This is a genomic window from Kitasatospora sp. NBC_01246 (assembly GCF_036226505.1).
Lineage (GTDB): Bacteria > Actinomycetota > Actinomycetes > Streptomycetales > Streptomycetaceae > Kitasatospora.
Genome location: NZ_CP108485.1, coordinates 18,397 through 42,316, shown reverse-complemented (window position 1 = coordinate 42,316; position 23,920 = coordinate 18,397). Strand labels below are relative to the sequence as shown.

Annotated in this window: 26 protein-coding genes; 20 read left to right on the top strand and 6 right to left on the bottom strand. The window is 72.1% G+C overall.

The window, feature by feature from the left end; all coding sequences use genetic code 11:
- Nucleotides 1-47 precede the first annotated feature (47 nt).
- The 20 genes from OG618_RS37170 to OG618_RS37075 all read left to right on the top strand — a co-directional run bounded on the left by OG618_RS37170 (nucleotide 48) and on the right by OG618_RS37075 (nucleotide 17,884).
- Nucleotides 48-389 (top strand): hypothetical protein, encoded by a 342-nt coding sequence (locus OG618_RS37170; RefSeq protein WP_329492532.1) that lies wholly within the window; start codon nucleotides 48-50, stop codon nucleotides 387-389.
- Nucleotides 386-1,237, top strand: a complete 852-nt coding sequence (locus OG618_RS37165; protein WP_329492531.1) for a hypothetical protein — start codon at nucleotides 386-388, stop codon at nucleotides 1,235-1,237. Before OG618_RS37170 ends, OG618_RS37165 begins: the two co-directional genes overlap by 4 nt.
- On the top strand, nucleotides 1,237-1,983 hold the full coding sequence (locus OG618_RS37160; RefSeq protein ID WP_329492530.1) for a spherulation-specific family 4 protein: 747 nt from the start codon (nucleotides 1,237-1,239) through the stop codon (nucleotides 1,981-1,983). The genes OG618_RS37165 and OG618_RS37160 overlap by 1 nt, the downstream gene beginning before the upstream one ends.
- The gene (locus OG618_RS37155; RefSeq protein ID WP_329492529.1) at nucleotides 1,980-2,459 is read left to right on the top strand and encodes a hypothetical protein; all 480 of its coding nucleotides are present in this window, start codon (nucleotides 1,980-1,982) and stop codon (nucleotides 2,457-2,459) included. The genes OG618_RS37160 and OG618_RS37155 overlap by 4 nt, the downstream gene beginning before the upstream one ends.
- Complete coding sequence (locus tag OG618_RS37150) at nucleotides 2,456-2,836, top strand: hypothetical protein (protein ID WP_329492528.1); 381 nt, start codon at nucleotides 2,456-2,458, stop codon at nucleotides 2,834-2,836. The genes OG618_RS37155 and OG618_RS37150 overlap by 4 nt, the downstream gene beginning before the upstream one ends.
- A gap of 1 nt (nucleotide 2,837) precedes the next feature.
- Nucleotides 2,838-3,275, top strand: coding sequence for a DUF6093 family protein (locus OG618_RS37145; protein WP_329492527.1), 438 nt, complete (start codon nucleotides 2,838-2,840; stop codon nucleotides 3,273-3,275).
- A complete protein-coding gene (locus OG618_RS37140) occupies nucleotides 3,272-3,682 on the top strand; it encodes a hypothetical protein (RefSeq protein WP_329492526.1) in 411 nt (136 codons plus the stop codon). The genes OG618_RS37145 and OG618_RS37140 overlap by 4 nt, the downstream gene beginning before the upstream one ends.
- Before the next feature lie 43 nt (nucleotides 3,683-3,725).
- On the top strand, nucleotides 3,726-4,166 hold the full coding sequence (locus tag OG618_RS37135) for a hypothetical protein (protein ID WP_329492525.1): 441 nt from the start codon (nucleotides 3,726-3,728) through the stop codon (nucleotides 4,164-4,166).
- Nucleotides 4,167-4,372: 206 nt separating this feature from the next.
- On the top strand, nucleotides 4,373-4,870 hold the full coding sequence (locus tag OG618_RS37130; protein WP_329492524.1) for a phage tail tube protein: 498 nt from the start codon (nucleotides 4,373-4,375) through the stop codon (nucleotides 4,868-4,870).
- Nucleotides 4,871-4,975: 105 nt separating this feature from the next.
- On the top strand, nucleotides 4,976-5,539 hold the full coding sequence (locus OG618_RS37125; protein ID WP_329492523.1) for a hypothetical protein: 564 nt from the start codon (nucleotides 4,976-4,978) through the stop codon (nucleotides 5,537-5,539).
- A gap of 242 nt (nucleotides 5,540-5,781) precedes the next feature.
- Nucleotides 5,782-5,931 carry a hypothetical protein gene (locus OG618_RS37120; protein WP_329492522.1) on the top strand — a complete coding sequence of 50 codons (150 nt, stop codon included), beginning with the start codon at nucleotides 5,782-5,784 and terminating at the stop codon, nucleotides 5,929-5,931.
- A gap of 21 nt (nucleotides 5,932-5,952) precedes the next feature.
- A complete protein-coding gene (locus OG618_RS37115) occupies nucleotides 5,953-10,434 on the top strand; it encodes a phage tail tape measure protein (RefSeq protein WP_329492521.1) in 4,482 nt (1,493 codons plus the stop codon).
- Nucleotides 10,431-11,336, top strand: coding sequence for a hypothetical protein (locus tag OG618_RS37110; RefSeq protein WP_329492520.1), 906 nt, complete (start codon nucleotides 10,431-10,433; stop codon nucleotides 11,334-11,336). Before OG618_RS37115 ends, OG618_RS37110 begins: the two co-directional genes overlap by 4 nt.
- Before the next feature lies 1 nt (nucleotide 11,337).
- Nucleotides 11,338-12,267 (top strand): hypothetical protein, encoded by a 930-nt coding sequence (locus OG618_RS37105; RefSeq protein ID WP_329492519.1) that lies wholly within the window; start codon nucleotides 11,338-11,340, stop codon nucleotides 12,265-12,267.
- Entirely contained in the window at nucleotides 12,264-13,364 is a 1,101-nt protein-coding gene (locus OG618_RS37100; protein WP_329492518.1) for a hypothetical protein, read from the top strand. Before OG618_RS37105 ends, OG618_RS37100 begins: the two co-directional genes overlap by 4 nt.
- On the top strand, nucleotides 13,357-14,094 hold the full coding sequence (locus tag OG618_RS37095; protein WP_329492517.1) for a hypothetical protein: 738 nt from the start codon (nucleotides 13,357-13,359) through the stop codon (nucleotides 14,092-14,094). The genes OG618_RS37100 and OG618_RS37095 overlap by 8 nt, the downstream gene beginning before the upstream one ends.
- A gap of 185 nt (nucleotides 14,095-14,279) precedes the next feature.
- Nucleotides 14,280-15,131, top strand: coding sequence for a hypothetical protein (locus OG618_RS37090; RefSeq protein WP_329492516.1), 852 nt, complete (start codon nucleotides 14,280-14,282; stop codon nucleotides 15,129-15,131).
- A gap of 62 nt (nucleotides 15,132-15,193) precedes the next feature.
- Complete coding sequence (locus tag OG618_RS37085) at nucleotides 15,194-16,924, top strand: peptidoglycan-binding protein (protein WP_329492515.1); 1,731 nt, start codon at nucleotides 15,194-15,196, stop codon at nucleotides 16,922-16,924.
- An 84-nt stretch (nucleotides 16,925-17,008) separates the two neighbouring features.
- Nucleotides 17,009-17,305 carry a hypothetical protein gene (locus OG618_RS37080; protein ID WP_329492514.1) on the top strand — a complete coding sequence of 99 codons (297 nt, stop codon included), beginning with the start codon at nucleotides 17,009-17,011 and terminating at the stop codon, nucleotides 17,303-17,305.
- Between the two features lie 48 nt (nucleotides 17,306-17,353).
- The gene (locus OG618_RS37075; protein ID WP_329492513.1) at nucleotides 17,354-17,884 is read left to right on the top strand and encodes a hypothetical protein; all 531 of its coding nucleotides are present in this window, start codon (nucleotides 17,354-17,356) and stop codon (nucleotides 17,882-17,884) included.
- 217 nt (nucleotides 17,885-18,101) lie between these two features.
- Here the strand turns inward: OG618_RS37075 and OG618_RS37070 are convergent, their stop codons facing one another.
- The 6 genes from OG618_RS37070 to rfbB form a co-directional block, all read right to left on the bottom strand.
- Entirely contained in the window at nucleotides 18,102-18,893 is a 792-nt protein-coding gene (locus OG618_RS37070) for a MucR family transcriptional regulator (RefSeq protein WP_329492512.1), read from the bottom strand.
- A gap of 172 nt (nucleotides 18,894-19,065) precedes the next feature.
- On the bottom strand, nucleotides 19,066-19,260 hold the full coding sequence (locus tag OG618_RS37065) for a hypothetical protein (RefSeq protein ID WP_329492511.1): 195 nt from the start codon (nucleotides 19,258-19,260) through the stop codon (nucleotides 19,066-19,068).
- Between the two features lie 98 nt (nucleotides 19,261-19,358).
- Nucleotides 19,359-20,327, bottom strand: coding sequence for a hypothetical protein (locus OG618_RS37060; protein ID WP_329492510.1), 969 nt, complete (start codon nucleotides 20,325-20,327; stop codon nucleotides 19,359-19,361).
- A gap of 162 nt (nucleotides 20,328-20,489) precedes the next feature.
- The gene (locus OG618_RS37055; protein ID WP_329492509.1) at nucleotides 20,490-21,578 is read right to left on the bottom strand and encodes a DegT/DnrJ/EryC1/StrS family aminotransferase; all 1,089 of its coding nucleotides are present in this window, start codon (nucleotides 21,576-21,578) and stop codon (nucleotides 20,490-20,492) included.
- 20 nt (nucleotides 21,579-21,598) lie between these two features.
- On the bottom strand, nucleotides 21,599-22,762 hold the full coding sequence (locus OG618_RS37050; protein WP_329492508.1) for an NAD(P)/FAD-dependent oxidoreductase: 1,164 nt from the start codon (nucleotides 22,760-22,762) through the stop codon (nucleotides 21,599-21,601).
- Between the two features lie 42 nt (nucleotides 22,763-22,804).
- The gene (rfbB, locus tag OG618_RS37045) at nucleotides 22,805-23,800 is read right to left on the bottom strand and encodes a dTDP-glucose 4,6-dehydratase (protein ID WP_329492507.1); all 996 of its coding nucleotides are present in this window, start codon (nucleotides 23,798-23,800) and stop codon (nucleotides 22,805-22,807) included.
- Nucleotides 23,801-23,920: the final 120 nt, after the last annotated feature.

The window sequence follows — 23,920 nt, the reverse complement described above, 5'->3', positions numbered from 1 at the left end:
CAGCGAGGCACCCCGCACCCCCCAACCACCTGACGGGAGCCACCAGCGTGGACGACGCCACCCGGGCCTGGCTGCTCGCCGAACTCGGCACCACCACCGACCCGGCCGACCTGGATGCCCGATACCTGCGTCTGCGCTCCGCCCGCGCCGTCGCCCTCGAAGTGCTGCGCGAACGCCGCCAGACCCTCCTTGCCCAGCCCCTCAAGGTGAGCATCAACGGCGTCATCGCCATCGACAACACGGCCAATATCGCCGCCTTCGAGCGGCAGATCGCGGCCCTGACCGACGCCGGCGCCCCGCCCGCACCCGACGACCCCCAACCGGTCGAGGACGACGGCACCAACACCGACACCGGCATCCTGCAGTTCCACGCCCGGCCGCGCCGATGAGCACCCCGACCACCTGGCGCGACCAGGAACTCCACCGGCTCATCGACACCGCGGCCACCGACCTCGCCGCCGCCTGGACAGCCCTGACAGCAGCCCAAGCCGACCTCCTGGCCGTCCTCCGGCGCAGCGGCGGCACCCGGGGCCGGGCCGTCGTGCTGAAGGCCGCCCTCGCCCGTTTCAACCGCTCGGTCGCCGCGTTCGACGTGGCCGCCGTCAGCGTCGCCGACCGATGGGCGAGCACCGAGCTTGCGATCGCCTACCGGCACGGCGCGGAGGCCGCTCTGCGGAGCGCCCCGCTGCGCAGCGACTTGCCCGTCCCCGTGTTCGCCTGGTCCGACGGCCACCAGGCCGCGGTGCGCGAGCTGAGCGCCGGCGCCTACGAGTCGTTGGTGCGCCGCATCAACGAGACCGTCCGGCGTGCCCGTGTGTTCGTCCGCGCGGCCTCCGTCGCCACCCGCAACCCGAGGACGGTCGACCCGGGCCAGCTCGCGCGGACGCACCCGCTCAACGCCGTCGTCTACGCGGACTCCAGCCACTACCCGGCCGCGGCCTGGGCCCGCACCGCGCTGGTCGCGCAGGCCGCCACCGCCGCGAACACCGCGGCGGTGCACACCGCGGCGGACCTCGGCGCCGAGTGGGTGCAGGTCGAGGACGGCCCGGAGTGCGGTTGGACCGGCCACGCCGACCCGGACCGGGCGCACGGCACCCTGCGCGAGGTCGGGGACGCCGCCGTCCACGTGATCGGCCACCCCGGATGCATCCGCTCCCTCATACCCCGCCCCGACCTCACCGGGCGCACCGACATCGACCCCGGCCAGGCGGCCGGCGAGGAGGAGGACGACGCCTGATGGCGCTCACCACCATGGGGCTGGGCGTGCCCCTCTACCAGCACCCCGGGCTGGACGCCGCCGCCTGGGACGCCCTCGCCGTTCCGGGGACGCCGCTCCAGTGGGTCGTCCTTAACCAGGCGTCGGGGCCCGGCGCGTCCGAGGACAGCGTGCTGTACGACGCCGGGCGCAGCGTGAAGGCGAGCGGCACGCCGGTCCTCGGGTACATCAACCACGGCTACGGCTCGGTCGTGGACTTCACGGTGTTCCAGCAGGCAGACCTCTGGATCGCGCGCGGGATCACTGACGGGGTGTTCCTCGACCAGGTCGCCGCGAACTCCGCCGGCGTGCAGGCCGTCGCCACCACGATCCAGGGGCTGCGCAAACGCGGCGCCCGGCACATCGTGCTGAACTGCGGCACCGTCCCGGCCGACGAGCGGTATCTGCAGATCGCCGATCAGGTCGTCACTTTTGAGGGGACGCTTCCGGACTACCGCACCGCGATGGCCAGTCAGCCGGCCTGGCTGCGGGAGTGGAAGCCGGAGCGCACCGTGCACCTGCTACACGGCGTCACCACGTGGGCGGACGCCCGGGAGGCGGTCCTCCTGGCCCGCGCGAGCGGCTGTCACACGGTCTTCATGCACACCTCCGTCTACACCGGACCGGCCTCCAACCCCTGGGACGGCCTGCCCACCGCCTACTGGCAGGACCTCACCGACCTCGTCGGCTCGTTCCCGGCCCGCCCCGCACCGGGGTGGCCGCGGTGACCGGGGCCGACGGCGTGAGCGTCGAGCAGAGCAGCCGCACGCTGAACCGCGCCCCGGCCTGGGTGGCGGAGGCGATCCGGAGCAGGGAAGCCGAGTCCGGCGCCGCCCTGGCCCGGCCGCCCGTGCCCGGCCGGCTGCGGGTCGGGCACCTCCTCTATACCGTGGTGCTCGACAACGCGGTGATCAACGAGGAGAACACCCGCTCCCAGCGCACCCTCTCCGGCTACTCCGACAGCACCGAGCAGCGCATCGCCCTGCGTGCGGACCTCGCCCCCGACTACGAGGCCGAGGTAGTGGTGCACGAGGTCCTCCACCAGTGCCTGCGCGTCGCCGGGATCGATCCTGACGCGGACGCCGCCGCGGGCCTGAAGGACGTCGAGGAACGCACGGTCAACGCCCTGGCCGGACCGCTGCTCGCCGCGTTGCGCGACAACCCCGCGCTGATCGACTACCTCACCCACCAGGAGCCCCGGTGACCAGCATCAACGAGTCCGATCAGCGCCACCTCGTCATCACCGCCGACGGTGTCGTGGGCACCGTGCATCTGGACGGCCAGGACGTCAGCAAGCTCGTACGCGGATACGGGTTGCGGCACTTCGTCGGCGAGCCGCCCGAGGCCGTCCTTTACCTGGCCAAGGGGCGGGTGAGCAGCCTGTTCGACGGCCTGGTGCGCGTCGTGGTCGCCGACGAACAGCCCGATACCGGCGAAGCGGTTGCCACGTTCCTCGCCGGTATCGATCCGGACCTGCTCGCCAACGCCGTGCTGAGGCGCACCGACCTTGACGGCGGCCGCAACGAGCTCACCCGGGCCGCGCTGCGCCAGCTCATCGACTGGGCCCAGGGGAGGGAGTGACATGCTCGACGTCAGCCCGCTGGCGAACCTGGTCCAGGAGCTCGTGATGGGCGACACCGTGCGCGTCGAGCGGCCCGGTGCCGACCGGGTCCTGGACGAGCGCACCGGCCAGCTCGTCGACGCGCCGCGCACCCTGGTCTACGAGGGCCCGGGCGCGATGGTCGGCCCCGGCTCCCAGCCGATCGGGCGGGTCCTGCCCACCGACCTGCTGGAGCACGTCGACGACCCCAAGGCCGGCTACAAGCTGCTCACCCCGCCCCAGGCCCCGGTGCCGGCCCGAGACGACTACGTCACCGTGACGGCCGTCCACCAGGGCGGCGACCAGTCGCTCCTCAACCGCGACTGGCGGGTAGCCCGCACCGGCCACGGCAACACCATGGTCGTCGTCCGCATGACCTGGTGCGACGAGATCCAGCCGAAGACCCTGGCCGCACCATGAGTACGGCGCGCACCTTCACCGACCCCGAGATGCTCGCTGCGGCGTTCGAGCAGGCGGCGGACCGTGTGGGCCCAGCCGTCACCGCACTGATGCGCCACCAGGGGACTCTCCTGCAGCAGCAGATCCGCATGAACGCCTCCGGCCGGCCCGGCCCGAACGTCATCACAGGCCGCTACCGCGACTCCTGGAGCGTGGCCACCAGCGCGGGCCCGGCCGGCGTCGCCGAGTCGCTGATCGGCACCACAGCACCGCAGGGCCGCCGCCTGGAGTTCGGATTCACCGGCACCGACAGGTTGGGCCGCCACTACAACCAGCCGCCCTACCCGCACGTCGCGCCCGCCCTCGACGCGTTCGGCCGCCAGATCGACGGCCAGCTCACAGCGATCGCCGAGTGGGTGATCGGGTGAACACCGCCCTGGACGGCCGCGAGCGCCACGAAGGGAGTGCCCCGTGATCGCCCGGCTCCCCGTCACCCGCGCTCTCGCCGCGCTGCTTGCCGCCGCCACCGGCCGCCCGTGCGGCGTCGGCGCGCTCCCACGCACCGACGCCGGAGCGCCCGAGGCGCTGCCGTACTGCGTACTTCACCCGCTGCCGTGGGACGTGCAGGGCGCGCCCTTCTCCGACCGCTCCGAGGACGCCTCCGCGCTCTACCAGGCGGTGTGCGTCGCCGAGACCACCGAACAGGCCGAGTGGCTGGCCGACCGCGTCCGGGCAGCGGTCCTGGAACGCGACCGGGTGACCGGCCGGTGGCTCCACCAACTCGACCTGCAGCCCGGCGTGACCTGCCGAGGCCGCAGCATCGACATCGACGCGGGAACCGAGCAGGCCCCCGGCGACGGTATCGTTGACTACATGATCAGGTTCCGGCTGGATCTCACCAGCCCGGCCTGACGCAGCCTCAGCGCTGCACGCACCCGTACCGCGACGGCACACGCGGACGCTGCCCCCGGTCACCGGAGGCGGCCGGCACAACCCGCACCGCGGCGGCACAGCGCGGACGCCGCCCCAACACACCGCGGCCCCCCTTCACCGTCCCAACGGGGCCTGGCCGCCGAGCAGCAGAGCCGACCCCTGACCAGACACCTTGGGGTCCCACCATGTCACTTCCCCCGCTCGTACCTGTCGAGAAGTACAGCCGCCGGGGTACCTCGCAGTTCCTGTTCGTCCCGACCATCGCCGCGCTCACGATGATCCCCACCCGGGTGGAGATCACGGCCGGCAACAACCTGACCGCTGGCATCGCCGAGGTGAACGGGTGGACGGCGGAGAACCAGGCCATCGACGTGCCGGACATGAGCGACACGTTCGACGGCACGATCCCCGGCTCGGACAAGGCGGCCGACAGCAGCCTGACTTTCTACGAGGACTCCACGACGAACGTTACGGAGGAGCTCCTGAAGAAGGGCACCACGGGGTTCATCGTCATCTTTCGTAAGGGCGATATCCCTACGAACAAGTCGATGGACATCTTCCCCGTCCGTGTCGGTTCGGTTCAGCCCGCCTACAGCGCCGACAACGAGGCCGCCAAGTTCACGGTGAATTTCAGCATCACCTCCCGGCCGGTCCAGGGCGCACCCGTGCCCGCCGCTACCTGACCGGACCTCACCGACTCCCGGCCGGGCGCCCTCGCGCGCACGAGGGGACGCGCGAGTCCGCCCGGCCGGGCCCCTCCTGCCCCTCACCTTCTTCGGAGGACCACCATGCCCAAGACCACCGTCACCACGCCGCAGCCGCCGGCCGCCGTCGTCGCCGCCGATGCGCACTGGAGCGCCACGCTGCAGCGCCTTCACAACCGCCAGCCGGCGCAGAGCACGCTGCGGCTGTGGGAGGACAGCGCGCTGAAGGAGGCGTTCAACGAGGTCGAACGCCGTGCCGCTCGCACCGCGCTTCTGGCCGAGGCCCATCCGGACGACGACGCCAAGCGGGCCGCAGCCGATGCCGCCGCCGCTGACCTTGCCGACGCGGTGCAGGCGGCGGACCGGGTCTCGGTGACCCTGCGTTTTCGCGCGCTGCCCGGTCCCGCCTTCGAGGACCTGGTCGAGGAGCACCCGCCCACGCCGGCGCAGGCTGAGAAGGACCCCGGGATCGAGTGGAACCCGAAGACGTTCCCGGCGGCGCTGATCGCCGCCGCCAGCGTGGACGGCATCACCCCGGAGCAGGCCGCGGAGTTCATGGCCACCTGGGGGACCGCCGACCGCGCCGACCTGTTCCGCGGCGCCCTCGGGCCGCAGACCGAGCGCCGGGGTGACCTGGGAAAAGGCTGAGGGCTGATCCCCGGCTGCGGCTCGAGCTGGAGCTGTGCGACCGCTGGGGCATCCCGCACTCCCAGTTCCTCGGCGGCGACGGCCGGTGGACGCCCCAGGACCGGGCCAAGGCGGTCGCGTACGCCGAGTACGCCCGCCTGGTCTGCCCGCACTGCGGAACCCGTGACGAGGAGTGGCAGCCGGATGCCGGCGGCGACCGACACGCCTACACCGCTTCCGCGACCCGCTGCCCGGGCTGCCAGGTGATCGAGCACAAACGCGAGGAACTGCCGGACGGCCGGGCGGCCGCCGGGCTGAAGGTCGGGCTCGTCCCTACCGGCCAGTACCACGCCTGGCAGGCCGACATGGAAGCCCGCCGCGAACAGCAACGACGGCAACGCGAGAACACCTGACGATCTGACGAGGGAGACCCGGTGGGCGCGGAGTGGAACCTGCTCCTGCGGTTGAAGGGCGACGGCCGGGACCTGGCCAACGCCCTCCAGCAGGCTGGGCAGTCCGCGCGCGCCCTCGGCCGGGACACCGCCACCGGCCAGCGCGGCGTCCGTTCCCTGGGCGACGAGTCGCAGTGGGCCGGGCGCCGAGTCCGCGAGATGGGAACCGACGCCCAGTACTCCGGCCGCCTCCAGCGGCTCACCGGCGACTACGCCCGCCAGGCTGGCCGCGACCTTCGGGCGCTCGGCCAGGACGCCCAGTACTCCGGCACCCGCCAGCGCGAAGCCGGGCAGGCCGCCGATGCGGCCGCCAACCGCCTGCGCGAGACCGCCTCCTCCGGCGAACTCGCCGCCCGGTCCCAGCGCGGCGTCGCCACCAGCGCCCAAGCCGTGCGGAGCGAACTCTCCGGCCTGGTGCGCGTGCTGCGCTCCACCACCCGGGAGGTCCGCGACCTGGGGAACGCGTCCGACGCCTCGGTGGCCGGGCTGCGCCGCATCGGCGACGCTGGCGACGAGCACCTCGGCCGCGTCAGCACCATGGCGGACCGGGTCAAGCAGCACCTGGTGTCGGTGGGGGCGATCCTCGCTGGCGGCACCCTCGCGATGGGCCTGCACGGCGTTCTCGAAGCCGGCAACGAGTACGGCCAGTCGATGAACACCTTCGGGGCGGTGACCAGCGCCAACCGGGTGGAGATGACCCGCGCCTCGATGGCGGCGATGCAGCTCGGGGCCGACCTGAAGCTGCCGACCGCGACATCGGCCGACGCGGCCGAGTCGATGGTGGAACTGGCCAAGGCGGGCTTTCGGACCGAGCAGGCGATCGACGCGTCCCGGGCGTCCGTGCAGCTCGCCTCGGCGGCGAACCTGAACGCCGCCGACACCGCCAAGTACCTCGGCGACATGATGGACCAGTTCGGTCTCGGCGCTGATCAGGCCAGCCGGGCCGCCGACATCCTCGCCGCCACCGCGAACAACGCGTCCGGTGACATCGTCGACATCTACTACTCGATGAAGTACGCCGGGCCGGTCGCCCACTCCCTGGGCATCGGCATGGAGGAGGCCGCGGCCGCCGTCGGCATGCTGGGCAAGGCCGGCATCCTCGGCTCCACCGCCGGCACCGCGCTACGCGGAATCCTCGTGAACATGGCCAAGCCGAGCAAGGCGGCGGCCGCCGGGCTGAAGGAGCTCGGCATCGAGGCGTGGGACGCCGAGGGGAACTTCCGGGGCCTGCGCTACGTCATCGAGCAGCTGCAGAAGTCCGCCCACACCCTCTCCGAGAAGGACTTCACCGCGGCGGCGGCCGCCGCCTTCGGCAAGCCCGCGCTCGGCGGTGCGATGGCCCTGGCCCACCAGGGGCTCGACAGCTTCGATGCGTTGAACGCCGCGGTGCGTCAGACCGGCGCGGCCGCGCAGATCGCCGAGGCCAAGGGCCTCGGCTTGAGCGGCGCCATGACGCAGCTCAAGACCCAGGTCAAGCAGACCGGGATCGAGCTGTACACCGAGATGTCCCCGGGCCTGGAGTGGGTGACCCGGGGCATGACCCGGCTCCTGTCGGAAGGCACGCCGGCCCTGCGCGGCGTCATCTCCTACGGTCACGACCTCGCCACCCTTTACGGTCCCGACCTCGCCGCGAAGACCCGCTCTGGTCTCGGCGAGGTCGGCGGCTACCTGCGTTCCCTGGCCGGGCCGCTGAAGGACGCGGCGTTCGACGTCGCGGCCGCCGGCCTACACGCGATGTTCACCGCCGGGCGCACCGTCGTGGACGTGCTGCGCAACCTCGCCCGCGGCGCGGAGCCGATCGTGCGCGCGCTCGGCTCGTTCAACCGGGAGGGCGAGCAGACCATCGGGGTCGTCGACATCCTCGTCACCGGCCTGGACCTCGCCGGGCAGGGCCTGGTTCAGGTCTCCGGTGTCCTGGTCCCCGTCGGGCAGGTGATCGGCCGGATCATCACGCTCCTCGGGGAGCTGCCATGGTGGGCCCAGGGCGCGATCGCCGCCATGCTCCTCGCCCGCCGGGTGGGCCCGGTGATGGAGGGCGTCGCCAGCAGCGTCAGCGGCCGCGTCACCGGCGCCTGGCGAGGACTGAACGAGCAGATCGGACTGCAGCGCTCCCTCGCGGAGGCCTCCGGTGTCAGCATCGGCCGGCTCGGCGGAGCGTTCGCCGTCCTCGAGACCCGCGTGCCGATCATCGGACAGATGGCCGGCGCGTTCCGCACCGCCCAGGACCGCGTCGGCGGGTTCACCGGCGGCGTCCTCGGTGCCGGTGCCGCCGTGGGCACCGGCCTGCTGGGGGCCGGGCGCTCCCTCGTCAGCTTCATGGGCGGCCCGTGGGGCCTGGCGATGGTGGGAGTCGGCCTCGGCCTGTCGCTGCTCGCCCGCCGCCAGCAGGAAGCCGCGCAGGCCGCGCAGGAACACCAGCAGCGCATCAAGACCCTGACCGGCGCGCTCAAGGAGAGCGGCGGCGTCATCAACGACAACGTCCGCGCGCAGGCGGCTCAGGTCCTCATGGACACCAAGGTCAAGGACTCCAAGGACGGCCTGGTCAAGACCCTGGAGAAAGCCGGCGTCTCCGCCCGGCAGCTCACCGACGCCTACCTGGGCCAGGGCACCACCCTCGGCGGCCTGCAAGACCGCCTGAAGGCCACCGCCGAGGCCAACGTCCAGTTCATCACCACCTCCAGCGGCGCGGTGAAGTCGTACACCGAGACCGGCCTCAAGGCCAAGGTGGCCGCCGACGCCCTCGGCTCGATGAAGGGCGAGCTCCAGGAGAGCATCGACAACGTCAAGCGGATGGCCGACGCCCAGCGCGGCGCCGGCGACGGCACCAACGCGTTCGACAAGTTGAAGACGGCCGTCAAGGGCCTCAGCGACACCACCAGCGACGCCGACCAGCGCACCCGCTCGCTGAAGGAGGCGATCGACCTCCTCAACGGCGGCACCGTCAGCATGCAGGCCGCCGAGGCACGCCTGAACTCGGCGATCCTGTCCGGCAACGACGCCATCCGGGACGGCATCGAGGCCACCGACGGCTGGGGATCGGCCCTCGTCGGCACCTCGGGAGCGGTGAGCACCACCACCCGCAACGGCCAGAACCTCTACAACAGCCTGAACTCCATCACCGACGCCACCACGGCGGCCGCCGTGCAGGCGTACAGCCTGTCGAAGGCGCACGGCGACAACGTCACCAAGTCGATCCAGTCGGCGGCCGACCAGATGGCCAAGGGCCGCGGTGCGGCGATCGACCTGGCGCAGTCCTACGGCCTGACCCGCGACCAGGCGGAGGCCGTCGCCAACTCGATCGGCCTGATCCCGGACCAGGTAGCCGTCCTGCTGAAGACAGAGGGGGTCGACTCCACCCTCGCGGATCTGCTCGCGGTCCAGTCCCAGGTCAAGCTCCAGCCGAAGGCAGTGGAGATCAAGGTCGAAGCGCTGTCGGACCAGGCGCAGACGATGCTGCGCTCCCTCGGGCTCACGGTCGAGACGATCCCCGGCACCCGAGAGGTCAAGATCTCCGCGCTGACCGACAAGGCCCGCAAGGACCTCGAGCAGCTGATCACGACCCAGGCCGGGATCGCGGACAAGACCATCACCATGTCGGCGGAGACCCGCTCGGCGATCGCCGGCCTGACGGAGGTCCAGCGGCAGATTCGCGAGACGAACGACAAGACGGTCACCGTCCACGCGCTGACCGCCGAGGCGCAGCAGGCCCTGCGGGACCTCGGGTTCAAGATCACGACGCTGCCGGGCGGCGACGTCACGGTCACCGCCAAGACCGACAACGCGCAGAGCAACATCAACAAGATCCAGGGCGCCCTGAACGGGCTGCGGGACAAGACCGTGCACGTCAACGTCGAAGAGGTCGCCGCGCCGGGCACACGCATGCGGCTGACGTACGAGAACCGTGCGATCGAGGCCGACGGCGGCATCCGGTCGGCGTTCGCCGACGGGGGGCTGCGCCTGCGCGCCTTCGCCGACGGCGGGATGGCCGGCGGCCGCGGGGAACAGCACATCGCGCAGATAGCCCGGCCGGGCGAGTGGCGGGTGTGGGCGGAGGACGAGACCGGCGGCGAGGCCTACATCCCTATGGCCCTGTCGAAGCGCTCCCGGTCCGAGAAGATCCTGGACGAGGTCGCCCACCGCTTCGGCGGCGAGGTCGTCTACGGCCTCGGCTCCCGCACGAAGGCCTTCGCCGACGGCGGCATCAACGCGGCCGGCGTCCGCTCCTACGCGGCCGCCCGCTCGGGACTGCCGCAGATCCCCGCGCCGCTCGCCGCCAAGCTCGTCCAGGCCCGCCCCTCGGCGGCCACCACCGTCGTCGTCGTCCGCGACCAGGGCGAAGGACAGCCGCTGATCGGCCAGCAGACCATCAACATCGAGCGCCCCGGCGCCACCGACCAGCAGATCAGCTCGGCGATCGCCTACCAGGTGCGCCGGGCCCAGCGCGGAGGAGTACGGCGCCGATGAACCTGCTGGACTGGGAGCACGACCTGGCCGGCGTCCGGATCGGAGCCGGCACCGCCGTGGTGATCCGCGCGATCCAGGGCATCGGCCTGCCCGAGAAGCGGAACAACGACGTCGAACCGGCCCGGGAAGACGGCCTCTGGGCGGGCGCCGACCAGTACGGCGGCCGCCTGATCCGGATCGACTGCGCGGTGCGCTGCCCCGGCGACGCGGCCGCCGCGCTGGACATCCTCGCCGAGCTCCAGGAGCACGCGGACCCGGACGGGGTGCGCCTCGCGCCGGGGCTGACGGTAGAGCTGCGCCTGAAGTACCCGGGCCGGCCGATCCGCATGCTGCGCGGGCGGCTGCGCAAGGCCGAGGAAGACCAAGAGCAACTTGTCCACGGCTGGCTGCCGATCGACATCGAGTTCCTCGCCACCGACCCGCTCTACTACAGCGACCAGTCCGAGCAGACCAGGATCAAGCTGGGCACCATCAGCACGGGCGGCGTCGCGGCGCCCGTGGTCGCGCCGGTCGTCGTGGGCGCGGTGCCCACCGGCATGCCGCCGGGCACCGTGACCAACCCGGGTACCGCGGCGACCTGGCCCATCATCCGGATCGACGGCCCGTGCGTGAACCCCGTCGTCACCCACGTCGAGAGCAAGCGCACCATCGGCCTGGCCCCGCTGACCCTGCTCGAGGGGCAGTGGGTGGAGATCGACACCCGGCCGGGCTGGCGGACCGTCCTCGACGACGCCGGCGCGTCCCGGGCCGCGCTGCTGCGCTGGGGCGACCGGATCGACGAGTTCACGATCCCGCCCGGCCGCAGCCGGTTCCAGTTCGACGCCACCGACCCAACCAACCGCGCGCTGCTCACCGTGACCTGGTGGCCGGCCTGGCGCACCCTGCGAAAGGACGGCCCCTGACATGGCCCTCGTCCAGACCCCGCTGCTCGTCAACGGCGCGATCCACCCCGCGCAGTCCTGGCGGCTGATGATCCGGGACCTCGCCCGGGGCAACGAAGGCGTCGGCAGCGGAGGCGACCTGAAGGTCACCGCCCTGCCGGTGGCCGGCACGCGGGTACGGATCGGCGACGGGTCGTGCATCGTCCAGGGCCGCACCAGCCCCTGGCAAGGGCATTACAGCGCGTACAACATCGGCGCCTACGACGTCGACATCGCCTCTACGGGGTCGAGTGCGCGGTCCGACCTCGTGTGCGTGGAAGTCCTCGACCCCGAGTACGGCGGCGGCCGCAACCCGGCGATCGACCCCACGGTGCAGTTCACCGTGGTGTCCAACGTCGCGAACACCGCCACCACCCCGCCGCCGGGGATGTCCGCCATCGCGCTCGCCCGGATCGACCTGCCCGCCGGAACGGCGGCGGTCACCGCCGACATGGTCAGGGACGTCCGGGCGATGGCCAACCCGCGGCGTGAGCGGCGGCTGCTCCCGCTCGTGGGCTTCCCCTACGACCCGATCTCCGACACCGGCGGCGTCTGGCAGAACTGGCCGAACAACGCCCAGTGGCAGCTTGCCGTGCCCCGGTGGGCCACCTCGGTCAACCTGGTCACCACGCTGGCCGGCCTGCGGCTGTCCGGCGGCAACGTGTTCGCGGACATGAGGCACTCCCTCGGCGCCATGGTCGGCGTGAGCGCCCAGATCGACGACGACGGCGGAACCGGTTTCCGCCGCGCCCAGCACGTCATCGTCGACGTCCTGCCCGTACCGGAGGAGATCCGCGGTACCACCCAGCCCCTCAGGCTCCAGACCGCGGTGTACCCGGACCCGGGCGCGGTCGACACGAACTCCGCAACCAGCGTCATCCTGGATGTGGAGTGGGTGGAGGGCCTGCTGTGAACTCGCCCGGCGCGCTGTGGCGCTACATCCTCGCCGACGTCCTCACGGACCAGGTTCTCCACCCGGCGCTGCCGCTACAGGACGTCGAGTTCGGGCCGCAGCTCTGCGGCCCGGGCGCGCTCAGGGCGCAGCTGGCCCCGCGGTTCGTCCGGGCCCAGCCCGAGTTGCTGCAGAACGGGCCGACCGTGGTCTACGCCGAACGGGCCGGTCAGATCCACGACGGCTACCTGCTGTGGCGCGCCGAACCGGAGGGAGAGGTCTTCAGGGTGGAGGGTGCGGGCTGGCCCAGCTACCTGACACACCGCTACGACCTCCACGGAGAGCTGAACGGGCGCGGCCCCTACGTCGGAGCGGACCCCTGCCGCATCATCCGGGACGTGTGGGCCTACTCCCGGGAGGCCGCCGACGGCGACATCGGAGTCCTGGTCGACGAGACGTCCAGCCCCGCCCGGGTCGGCACCGCCGAACAGCCCATCACCTACCCCTGGTGGTCGCCCCAGAGGCTCGGCGAGATCATCGACACCCACGTCCAGGCCGCCGACCACCCCGAGTACACCCACACCGTCGACGTCGGTCCCGGCGGCCGCCCGGTCCGCCGGGTACCGCTGGCCTACCCACGGCTCGGCCGGCGTCGCTTCGACATCTCGTTCGCGACGGGCGTCAACATCGTCGAGGACCCGAGGATCGCGTACGACTACGACGCGTACGCGAACACCGTGATCGGCCTCGGCGCTGGAGAGGGCACGCTGGCCGTCCGCTCGGTCGACAGCGTGCGCGACGGCCGTCTGCGCCTGGAGAGCGTGCTTGCCCGAACCGACGTGTCCGACAAGGGGCTGCTCGATTCCCTCACCCGCACCGCGCGGGTCGGCCGCCAGCAGCTCGGCACCGTGGACCAGATCGTCGTCCGCGACCACCCGGCCGCTCCGGCGCTGTCCTGGCAGATCGGCGACGACGTCCGCATCACGGTGCACGGCCGGTGGACCGACGTGGACAGCTGGATGCGCATCACCGGCTGGACCGTTCGTCCCGCCAGCGACACCTACCTCATCGACCTGGAGCCGAGCGGCTCTTTCACCTACGGGAGCACCGTTGGCTGACAACCTGGGCCTCGAGATCGCGGCCCTGCAGCAGCGCGTCGACCGGCTGGAGCGCGCACCGCGCGGGTTCGCCGGACGCGCGACCTTCGCACTGGAAGCCTCGGCCGGCAGTGGCCTGGGCGGGAGCGTCACCCTCACCGGAACCGCCGCGACCGACGACCGCGAGGGCGGCATCCTCCTGGACATCCGCGGCCGCGACAACCCGACCAAGCACGGCACCATCGAGCTGACACCCACCGGTTTCGCCGTCCTGCTGGCCGACGACTCCCGGCTGATCTACGACACCGCCAGCGGCCTGTTCATCAACAGCCCCGCCAAGATCCAGGGCGGCGACCTGACCGTCGGCCCCGGCGCGAACATCCTGCTCAGCACCTCATCCAAGATCACCACCACCGACGGCTGGACGCCCGTGGCCTTCGAACCCGGCTACGGCAACCTCGGCGACGACACCCCGGGCAGCTACCGCACCGTCCAGGTCAAGCGCCAGCCCGACGGCACAGCGGCCCTGCGCGGCATCGCCACCCTGCCCCCCGACTTCACCGCCGGCACAATCGCCACCCTCCCCGAGGGCTACGAACCCCCGGTGCCCGAGGCCTTCACCGTGGCGGCCGGCAGCTCCGCCGGCGTGAGCGCCTTCATCCACCCCGACCGGCGGATCGAGCTGGTCTCCTCCGCCCCGCTCACCGCCGGATTCGTCTCCTTCAGCCGCCTCGTGTGGGATCTCGACTGACGAACCGCCGCCTTCGGCGCGGGAATCGGCCCACGCCGAAGGCGCCTTATCATTGATCATGCGCAGGCGACCCTCCGTCTGCCGCCGCCATGCGGCCGCTCCATCCCCCGAGGGACGTCCGGGCCTCGCCCGGGCCACCAACTCGCAGCACGTCCGCGATCGGGCACGGGGGAGAGCAGGCCACCATGACCACCACCCACGGCGTATCCGCGCGCCTGTACGAGCACCATCCCGCACTCGGGCGCCACCAGGTGCTGGACGCCCGCTCGCTGTCCTACCGTCACCCCGGTACCAACGTCCGGGCCGGCACCGTGCACTGGCAGCCGAAGATCCCGGTGCTCGATCAGCAGCACCTCTTCCAGCAGGGCATCCGCACCAGCCTGCTGGCCCCCACCCCCGAGGACGTCGACGCACTCGGCAGCTGCACCGCCAACGCCGCCACCGCCGCGCTGTCCGTCCTGCTGACCGAGGACCAGTGCGCGGCCGCCGGCCTCGACATCACGGACGCGGTCGCGGCGCAGGAGTGGGCGATCAGCCTGTACTCGGAAGCCACCCGCCAGGACGAGTGGCTGGCCCGCCAGTGGCCCGAGGACGACTGCGGCTCCTCCGGCCTCGGAGTCGCCCGCGCCGTCCACGCCCGCGGCCTCATCGGCTCCTACCACCACGCCACCAACTCCCTCGGCCTGCTCGACATGCTCCGCGGCGGTCCGGCCCTGATCGGCATGCCCTGGTACAACGCCTTCTTCGAGCCGCCGACGAACGGCAACCTCGCCGACCTGCCGGACTGGCGGCGCTCCGGCATCGCCGGCGGCCACGAGGTGTGCGTCATCGGCATCGAGCAGATCGCCTGGACCGACCGCCTCCCCAACCGCGGGCCCACGCCCGTGCTGCCCGACCTGGACCGCACCGTGCTGCGCGTGCGCAACTCCTGGGGCGCGTCCTGGGGCCTCGACGGCGACTTCCTGCTCCCCCTGTCGATCTACGCCGAGCTGCGCCGCGAGATCGACGCCATCGCGTTCCGCCCCGTCACGGCCTGAAAGTCCGGCCGGCGCCGCCCGCACTCTTCCCTGCCCTCACTCCCGCGAAGGGGGAACACACCGTGTCCGAGTTCCACGCCGCGATCCTGCACCCCGACGAGTCCGAGACCTACTGCGGAGTCGTCGACCAGGACCACGTCGACCAGGTCCGCGCGCTCGCCGCGCTCGACGAAGTTCCGCGCGTCCTGAGGGACCACCCACGCCTGTCCGGCGCGTTCTACGTGCTGCGCGAGGACGGCGACCTGGACTACTACGTGCCGGTCGACGCCGCCCCGTACGAGGTGCGTGAGCCCGACCCCGGCCCGGCCGCGGCCCGGCGCCAGCCGCGCAAGCTCTCCGGGCCCGCGTACATCGACGGCGCCGAGCGGCTCGGCGGCCAGGCGATCGGCGGGGCGATGGACCACCCCGAGGCCGGCCCCCGCTTCACCTGGCACACCACCGAGTGCCCGAGCGGCGCCAATTACTTCGCGTCCATGGGCTCCTACCTGCGCTCCGCCGGTGTGGAACCTCAGGTCCTCTACGACCCCGTCTCGGACCGGCTCGGGCAGTTCGGACCGCTCACCCAGTCCGGCCGCGCGCTGCGCAACGACGGCACCCGGCGTACGAACCGCGAGGGCTCCGTCAACATCCAGGTCGAGGTCGTCGCGCGCGCGGGCTCGCCCTGGACCAACGGGTTCGACCCGAGCAGCAAGCCGAACTACCAGCGGCTGATCGCGGCCGCCCGGGCGCACGGCGTCCCCGACTCCTGGCCGGCCGGGCCGCCCGCGGCCTCCCCGTCCGCGCCGTCCAACCGCTCCCGGGACATCTGGCAGAGCAAGGGCGGCCACTACGGGCACTGCCACGTCCCGGGCAACGACCACTGGGATCCGGGTGCGATCGACACCGCCAAGGTGCCGGGCGGCCACGGCAGTCCGGGCACCGACCCGCAGCAGCCGGCCGACCCGAACGCCTACCCGGGCGCCGACAAGTTCGGCCCCGGAGCCGACAACGCCTTCGTCACCCGCCTCGGCGAGCTCCTGGTGGCGCGCGGCGGCGGCCGCTTCTACAGCGAAGGCCCCAGCCCGCAGTGGGGCGAGGCGGACCGCAACGCCTGCCGGGCCTTCCAGGAGGCTCAGGGGTGGTCCGGCTCGGACGCGGACGGCCTGCCCGGCCCCACCACCTGGCTCTACCTCGTCACCGGCCAGGGACAGAACATCCCCGAACCCGCGCCGGAGCCGCAGCCCCAGCCGCAGCAGCCGGTGGACCCGGACGCCTACCCTGGCGCCGACCAGTTCGGCCCCGGAGCCAACAACTGGAGCGTCACCCGGCTCGGCCAGATGCTCGTCCGCCGCGGCGGCGCCCGCTTCTACAGCGAGGGACCGGGCCCGGCCTGGTCGGACGCCGACCGGTCGGCCACCGAGGCTTTCCAGAGGGCTCAGGGGTGGTCCGGCTCGGACGCGGACGGCCTGCCCGGCCCCACCACCTGGCTCTACCTCGTCACCGGCCAGGGACAGAACATCCCCGCCCCGTACGGAGTGGCCGGCACCCTCGGCGCCTGGCCCGGCTCGCCGCCCGTGCGCTACGGCTACACGAACGACGCCATCACCCGGCTGCAGCTGCGCCTGCGCAACGCAGTCGGCCCGGACGCGGCGGCGCGGCTGAACCCCAACGGGGCGACGGGCTACTACGGCCCGGAGACCCGCGCTCTGGTCCAGTACGCGCTGCGCTCGCACCCCGAGACCTGGGACGCAGGCGAGAGCGAGCACGACGGCCTGGTCGGCGCCCGCTCCTGGTCCGTCATCGACCAGCTCTGACCAACCCGGGGTCCGGCCGCACCCGACGGCGGCCGGACCCCGGCGAACCACCGAACCGCCCACCGACCCAAGGAGACAGTAGTCATGCACCTGACCGACCCGCAGATGTGGACCGCGATCGTCGCATTCTTCAGCCCGGCCGCCATCGCCGTCGTCCAGCAGCCCACCTGGCCCAAGCCGGCCCGCACCGCCACGGCCGCCGCGATTGCCGCCACCGTCGGTATCGGCGGCGCCTACTTCGACGACTCGTTCACCGGGCGCAGCGTCGTCTCCATGGCGCTGCTGGCCGTGCTGGTGTCGACCACGGCCTACAGCACGCTGTTCAAGCCGGCCGGGGTAGCGCAGTCGATCGAGCGCGCCACTTCCCGCACCGGCCAGTAACGCGGGCGCTTCCACCATCCCTTCCAGTACCGCCGAGGAGCAGCCGTGATGACCGCTGCCGAGATCGTCTCCGCGCTCAGCGGGTTGGGCGCAGGAGGCGTCGCGGTAGCGGCCTTCGACTACCTCGGCCTGCGCCGGACCACCGCGCAGGACGGATACCAGAAGCTGACCGACGACCTCCAGGAGGAGCGGGCCTCGCTCCAGGAGGAGCGGCGGCTTCTGCAGGCCGAGTTCCAGGCCGAACGCGGGCGCCTCAGCAGCCAGCTCTCCGAGGTGCAGTCCCAGCTCGCCGCGTCGCTCACCGAGTCTGCTCACCTCGGAGAGGAACGGCGCCGCCTGAATGAGCAGCTCGCCGAGGCGCAGCGCCAGCTCGCCCAGACTCAACGCCAGCTTGCCGAGGCGCAGCGGCAGCTCACGGAGACCCAGCGCCAGCTGGTCGAGGCACAGCGCCAGCTTGCCGAGGCCCGTTCACAGCTGATGGAGGCCGGCGGGCAGGTCGTCGCCGCGGTGCAGGCCGCGACCGAGATGCGCGAGCAGCTCGCCCGGCTCATGCCCGGTGCCGGTCCTGCCGTGACGTGACGGTTCGGTCCTTCCGGCGGGATGTCCGGTGAAGACATTCGCCCACGTGGGAAGCGGTCGGCTCTTCGCCGGCTATCGGCCTCGGGCAGAATGGCCAGCATGCTGGACACCTACCGCCACGACACCGTGACCTGCCCGCCGGTCGTCATCGAGGATCGGGAAGGCCGGCACCTCGCTGGTCCTGGTCTGAGCCAACCGAAGGCCTGAGAACGGCAGGTCAGATCGTGGCGGTCGGGGCCGGGCGTGACCGGTCGGTGCCGGGAACGCGGTGACCGCTCAGGAACCGGGACAGACCGGCTTCGCTGATCCCGGCGGCGCCGGCGAGGGTTCGTTGCCGCATCCCCTCGTCGAGGAGTCGGCGGACCAGGGCCATCAGGTCTGAGCCGGTCAGGCGCCGCAGGCTCTCCCGCTCGTCGTCGGTCAGCGGGCGGATCGCCTCTTCCTGGCGTCGGGCGCGCGCTCGGGTCGCCTCGGCCGCGTGGGCCCGCACGCACTCCGGGGCACGGCAGGTGGTCCGGGTGTAGCCGCCGGGCAGGGGACACCACTGGACTCCGCACTCGGGGCAGGTGCGCACCACGGGCCTGCGGGCCCTGCGGCTGTTAAGGGTCGCGGTCTCCACCTGGGCGCGGCGGGCCTCGGCGGGACTCGGTGGGAATGTCCGTGCGTCGGCGGCCGCCTGGGGGTCGCGGGCAGCCTCGAACCGTTTCCAGGCCGGCGTGCCGACCTGCTGCGCACTGCGAGCGGCGAGCGCCTCACGCAGTGCGGACGAGGCGAGGCCTCGACTGCGGGCCAGGCCGTGCGCGGCCTTGTACTCGTCCGCGGTCGTCCCGTGCGCGCGGAATACGTGGGCTCCCAACGAGCGGTAGCGCCTGCCGCACTCGTGGCACAGGACGGTCTGCCCGTCGTCGTCGAGGATCCCGTACTGGCCGTGGCCGTCGGGCTGGGCGTAGCGGTCCAGTTCCTTGTCGACGGGTGGGCGGCCGGCCCGGGCACGCTTGTAGCAGCGCATGCACAGGCCCTTCGCGACGGTTGGGCGATCCCGGCAGGCCGTGCAGAGCGCGCGTACGGTGGGGCCCACTGCCTACGGCCTCCCTGGTCGGCGACGAGCTGTCCCAGCGTAGGGGGTGGCAGCGGCACCAGGCCCCCACCAGGGCGTGACGGCTCGGAGGGACGTGTGAGCGTTACCGGTCGACCTCTGCGGGCAGGACCTCGGCCTCGCCGCGGTTGTGCAACATGTTCAGCAACCTGAAGCCGCGAGCGGAGCGCTCGGAATCTCCGAGCAGCGCGGCGAAGAAGGCTGCGGCGCTGCACGCCAAAAGGGTGCCGAGCACTGCCATCTGCGGGCCGGTGAGTTGGGGCTGGTTGTTCTCGTCCATCGCGGTCCTTCGAGTCGGTCGTGTAGCTGATCCAGCGTAGGGGCCGTTCGGGGCGGGCCGTGCAGAAATCGGCGGAATGCCGTGTAGCGGGCGGAGGTTCAGGCCTCCACGATTCGCCGTAGCTGTTCCATGGTGGGCAGGGGCTGGCCCCGGTAGCGGCGTTCGGCGTTGAGCCGTTCCGCTGCTCGGTCAAGTGCGCGCCGCAGCCCCTGGGCCTGGAGCGGCATGCCGGCCGGACGCAGAGGTGTCCCGCCCTCGACCGAGGGCTGACCTCCGGTGTGGTTCGGCTGCAGGGAGACGAACAGGGCGTCGTGGTGCGGATCCACGTCCTGGTCCGGGTGTTGCCGGTGCCAGGTGCGCAGCTCGCCGACCAGGAGTTCGCGGATGGGCAGCCAGCGTTCCAGCGAGGCCCTGGTCGAGGGGTGCAGCTCGATGGGCTCGGTGAGGATCCGGGCGGGGTCTGGACGACGTTGCGGGTTCAGGCGGAGCGGGACGGTCATCACGTGCGGCGGCCGCCGCCGGGGCCGGGGTTCGACGGCCAGGTCGCTGGTGAGCATCGCGGCGAGCTCGCCGGAGCGGGCCCGGGTGTCGAGCACCAGGCCGATGGCCAGCAGGATCCGCCGGTGGTCCCTGTCCAGGCCCTCCAGCGCGTTGTGGGTGTTGATGTAGCGGCGCAGCACGCCGGCCTGGCGGGTGGTGATCCCCGGCTTCAGGCCGGGCGCCGGAGTGCGGTGGGCCAGGTTCAGGGGCCGTTCGGCGAGCGCGGAGAGGGCGTTCAGGCAGCCGACCCGGCCCCGGTTGGTCGCCTGGGCGGTCTGCCCGCTGCCGGAGGCCGCCGAGCGGTAGAGGCCGTCCTCGGCGGCCGCGAGGAAGGCGTCGAGGGCCTCGGCTGTCAACGGGCCGCGGCTCGGCAGGACGCCCTCCCGGACGGCCTGCTCCACCTCGTGCACGACCGCGCCGTACTTGCGGGCGTTCTCCCGCGTCAGGTCCGGCTTGCCGAGGAGAACTTGGTAGGCGTCCGTGAGGTCACGGACCGAGGGGGCGTTGACCTGCTCTTGTTCCTTCACGAGTGCCCCTTAGGCCCTCGCCACTCTCGGCGAGGAGGTGTGTCCGATTCTGGTGTCACGATAATAACGGGCCCGGTATACCTCCCTGGAATGGAGAAATGCACGACTCAGGGCCAGCTGAGCCGGGGAGCGCCCGCCGTTCGGCCGCCCCCCGGGTGTCGCTCACTCCTGTCGTGGTGTCCAGGCGTTGACGGTGTTGATCACGTGTTGCTGCTGGTCGGGGGCGAGCCCGGGCCACAGGGGGAGGCAGAGGTGCGCGTCGGCGAAGCGGTCCGCAAGCGGGTAGCTGCCGGTCAGTGCGAGCGCGGGCTGGTGGTGGAGCGGGTGTTCGTAGACACCGCGCGCGGGGGTGATACCGGCGGCTTCGAGGTGGGCACGCAGGTCTTCGCGCTGGGCGCGGTTGGCCAGCTGGATGATCGCCTTGTGGCCGCTGTAGCGGTGCCTGGGTTCGAAGGGGACGGCGACGTGGGGGTTGCTGATCCGCTGAGCGTAGGCGCGCAGGAGGTCGTGGCCGCGCTCCATGGGGTTCGGTGCGGTGGTGAGCTGGACGAGGCCGAGGGCTGCGGAGAGTTCGGGCATCCGCCAGGCGCTGCCGAAGAGGGTGTTGCGGCCGGTCGAGTCCTTGCCCTGGTCGCGGTAGTGGCGGGCGCGGTCGGCGATGGTGGGGTCGTTGGTGGTGATGAGGCCGCCTTCGCCGGTGGTGACGGCCTTGGTGGCGAACGTCGAGAACGCGGCGGCCGCGCCGATGGTGCCGGCGGGGTGGTCGGCGGTGGCGGAGCCGTGGGCGTGGGCGGCGTCTTCGACGACGAGGAGGTTGTGGGTGTCGCAGTAGTCCGTGATCTTGTCGAGTTCGGGGGTGATGTGGCCGCCGATGTGGACGAGGATCACGGCGCGGGTGGCTCGGGTGCGGGCGGCGTCGATGGCGTCGGCGGTGGCGGTGAGCGCGGCGTCGTAGAGGACGGGACGCGCGCCGGCGCGGATCACGGCTTCGGCGGTGGCGTAGTTGGTGTTCGCGGGGACGAGGACGTCGCCGTCGTTGAGGCCGAGGGCGCGCAACGCGATCTCGAGGGCGGTGGTGCCGGAGGAGACGGCGACGGCGTGGCGGGTGCCGGTCGTGGCCGCGAACAGCTGCTCCAGTTGGGTGGTGTGCGGGCCGAGGGTGAGCCGGCCGCTGTCGAGGATGGCGGCCGCGGCGGTGAGGAACGCGGCCTTCTGGGCGGTGGTGAACTCGATGCGGAACGGGGGGATCACGGGGGTTGTTCCCTTCGGGTTCAGGCGGCCAGGGCGGGGGCCCAGGGCTCGACGGCGACCAGGCCGGTGGGGACGTCGACGGCGGGACGCGGGCGGATGAGGAGGTCGACGGGGTGGCCGAGGATCTGCTGGGCACATGCGGCGGAGGCGTGGCCGGCGAGGGTCATTTTGCCGGTGCAGATGGTGTGCAGGCCGGTGATGCCGTCGTGCTCGGTGTGGTCGATGATGTGCCAGCCCGGGTTGAATCGGCCCGCGAGTGCCTGGTGGGTGGCGACGTAGTCGGTCTTGCCGACGGTGTAGGCGGTGGCCGAGGGGAGGTCGACGGCGCCGGGTTCCAGGAGCCGGCCGAGCTGGTGGATGAGCAGCTGGGTGCGTTCCAGGGTGACGGGGAAGCGGCGGCAGCCGGTGATCTGGGGCTGGATGCCGCCGTAGAGGGAGGCGAGGACGGCGCCGTGGGTGGGCATCACGACGGGCCCGGACTGGTTGGTGAAGATGATGCCCTGGGTGAGACTGCCGGGCAGGTGCATCATCATGTCCAGGCGTGAGCGCAGGTCCCGGGTGTGCTTGGAGTCCAGGGCGGCGAGGAGGCGGGTGGTTCCGAGGCCTGCGGCGAGGACGATGTGGTCGGCCTCCAGGCTGTCGCCGGTGCCGGTGCGTACGGCGGCGGCCCGGTTGCCGTCGAGGACGATGCTGTGGGCGGCGGTGCCGAGGACGAACCGCACTCCGGCGGCGAGGCACTGGGCGGTGATGGCGGTCAGCAGGCGCCGGGAGGAGATGGCGCGTTCGGTGGTGGCGATGAGGTGCTGGCCGGTTACCGCGTCGAGGCGCAGGTGCTGGACGTCGGTGGGCTTGACGCTGTGGTGGGGCAGCTGGTGGGTGTCCAGGGCGCTGCGGAAGGCGTGCTCGTCGGCGGGGTCGAGGACGTAGACGGCGTCGGAGGCCGGGACCTCGGCGTCGGGCGCGAGGAGGGCGTAGAAGGTGCCCGCCTGGCGGCAGGCGTTGACGATGTGCGGGGACTGGCGGGCGTACAGGGCGCCGGAGTGGATCATGCCGTGGTTGGCGCAGGTGGCGCCCGAGCCGATGCGTTCGGCGTCCAGCACGGTGACGTTGTGGCCGGCGTGGGCCAGGCGCAGGGCGGTGAGCAGGCCGGCGATGCCGGCTCCGACGATGAGGGTGCGGCGCACGGGGCTGACTCCTTCTCGGGGGCCGGCCCCGTGCGTGGGGGGTCAGCGCCCGATCTCGGTGTATTTGGTTTCGGTGGTGGTCTTCTGGGCCTGCCACCAGGGCTGGTTGTTCTGGTACCAGGCGATGGTGTCGGCGAGGCCTTGGCGGAAGTCGCTGTAGCGGGGCTGCCAGCCGAGGGCGCGCAGCTTGGTGCTGTCGTTGGCGTAGCGCAGGTCGTGGCCGGGGCGGTCGGCGACGTGGTCGTAGGCCGTGGTGTCGTGCCCGAGGAGTTCGAGGATGAGCTGGACGATCTCGAGGTTGCTGCGCTCGTCGGCGGAGCCGATGAGGTAGGTCTCGCCGGGGGTGCCGTGGTCGATGATCGTGTGGACGCCGGCGTTGTGGTCGTCGACGTGGGTCCACTCGCGGACGTTGGTGCCGTCGCCGTACAGGCGGGGGCGGGTGCCGGTGATCAGGTTGGTGACCTGGCGGGGGATGAACTTCTCGGGGTGCTGGTAGGGGCCGTAGTTGTTGGCGCAGTTGGAGATGGTGGCCTGGACGCCGTAGGAGCGGGCCCAGGCGCGGACGAGCATGTCGGAGCCGGACTTGGTGGCGGAGTAGGGGCTGGAGGGGTTGTGGGGGCTGTCCTCGGTGAACAGGTCGGTGCTGTCGACGGGCAGGTCGCCGAAGACCTCGTCGGTGGAGATGTGGTGGAGGCGCTTGCCGTGTCGGCGGACGGCTTCCAGGAGGGTGAAGGTGCCGTGGACGTTGGTGCGGACGAACGGCTCGGGGTCGTGCAGGGAGTTGTCGACGTGGGACTCGGCGGCGAAGTGGGCGACGACGTCGGAGTCGGCGATGAGGCGGTCGACGAGGTCGCGGTCGCAGATGTCGCCGACGACCAGGTCGACGTCGAGGCCGGCGAGGTTGTCCTTGTTCCCGGCGTAGGTCAGCGCGTCCAGGACCTGGACGCGGTATTCGGGGCGGTGCTCGCGGGTGTAGCGGACGAAGTTCGCGCCGATGAAGCCGGCGCCCCCGGTGACAAGGAGTTTCTTCTGGCTCATGGGGCCGAATCCTACGGGCCCGTGAGCCGACCCTACGAATCGTCATATATGGCTGATTGCATGTGAGTTGCTCCACTTCGGTTGGGCCGTTGGTGGGTGGGTGTCCAGGGAACACCCGCG

Coding starts and splice junctions, on each gene's coding strand:
- OG618_RS37160 (WP_329492530.1), top strand. CDS start 1,237: ATGGCGCTCACCACCATGGGGCTGGGCGTGCCCCTCTACCAGCACCCC.
- OG618_RS37065 (WP_329492511.1), bottom strand. CDS start 19,260: ATGGACGAGAACAACCAGCCCCAACTCACCGGCCCGCAGATGGCAGTG.
- OG618_RS37070 (WP_329492512.1), bottom strand. CDS start 18,893: ATGCGCTGCTACAAGCGTGCCCGGGCCGGCCGCCCACCCGTCGACAAG.
- OG618_RS37125 (WP_329492523.1), top strand. CDS start 4,976: ATGCCCAAGACCACCGTCACCACGCCGCAGCCGCCGGCCGCCGTCGTC.
- OG618_RS37130 (WP_329492524.1), top strand. CDS start 4,373: ATGTCACTTCCCCCGCTCGTACCTGTCGAGAAGTACAGCCGCCGGGGT.
- OG618_RS37090 (WP_329492516.1), top strand. CDS start 14,280: ATGACCACCACCCACGGCGTATCCGCGCGCCTGTACGAGCACCATCCC.
- OG618_RS37110 (WP_329492520.1), top strand. CDS start 10,431: ATGAACCTGCTGGACTGGGAGCACGACCTGGCCGGCGTCCGGATCGGA.
- OG618_RS37075 (WP_329492513.1), top strand. CDS start 17,354: ATGACCGCTGCCGAGATCGTCTCCGCGCTCAGCGGGTTGGGCGCAGGA.
- rfbB (WP_329492507.1), bottom strand. CDS start 23,800: ATGAGCCAGAAGAAACTCCTTGTCACCGGGGGCGCCGGCTTCATCGGC.
- OG618_RS37080 (WP_329492514.1), top strand. CDS start 17,009: ATGCACCTGACCGACCCGCAGATGTGGACCGCGATCGTCGCATTCTTC.
- OG618_RS37165 (WP_329492531.1), top strand. CDS start 386: ATGAGCACCCCGACCACCTGGCGCGACCAGGAACTCCACCGGCTCATC.
- OG618_RS37105 (WP_329492519.1), top strand. CDS start 11,338: ATGGCCCTCGTCCAGACCCCGCTGCTCGTCAACGGCGCGATCCACCCC.
- OG618_RS37145 (WP_329492527.1), top strand. CDS start 2,838: ATGCTCGACGTCAGCCCGCTGGCGAACCTGGTCCAGGAGCTCGTGATG.
- OG618_RS37140 (WP_329492526.1), top strand. CDS start 3,272: ATGAGTACGGCGCGCACCTTCACCGACCCCGAGATGCTCGCTGCGGCG.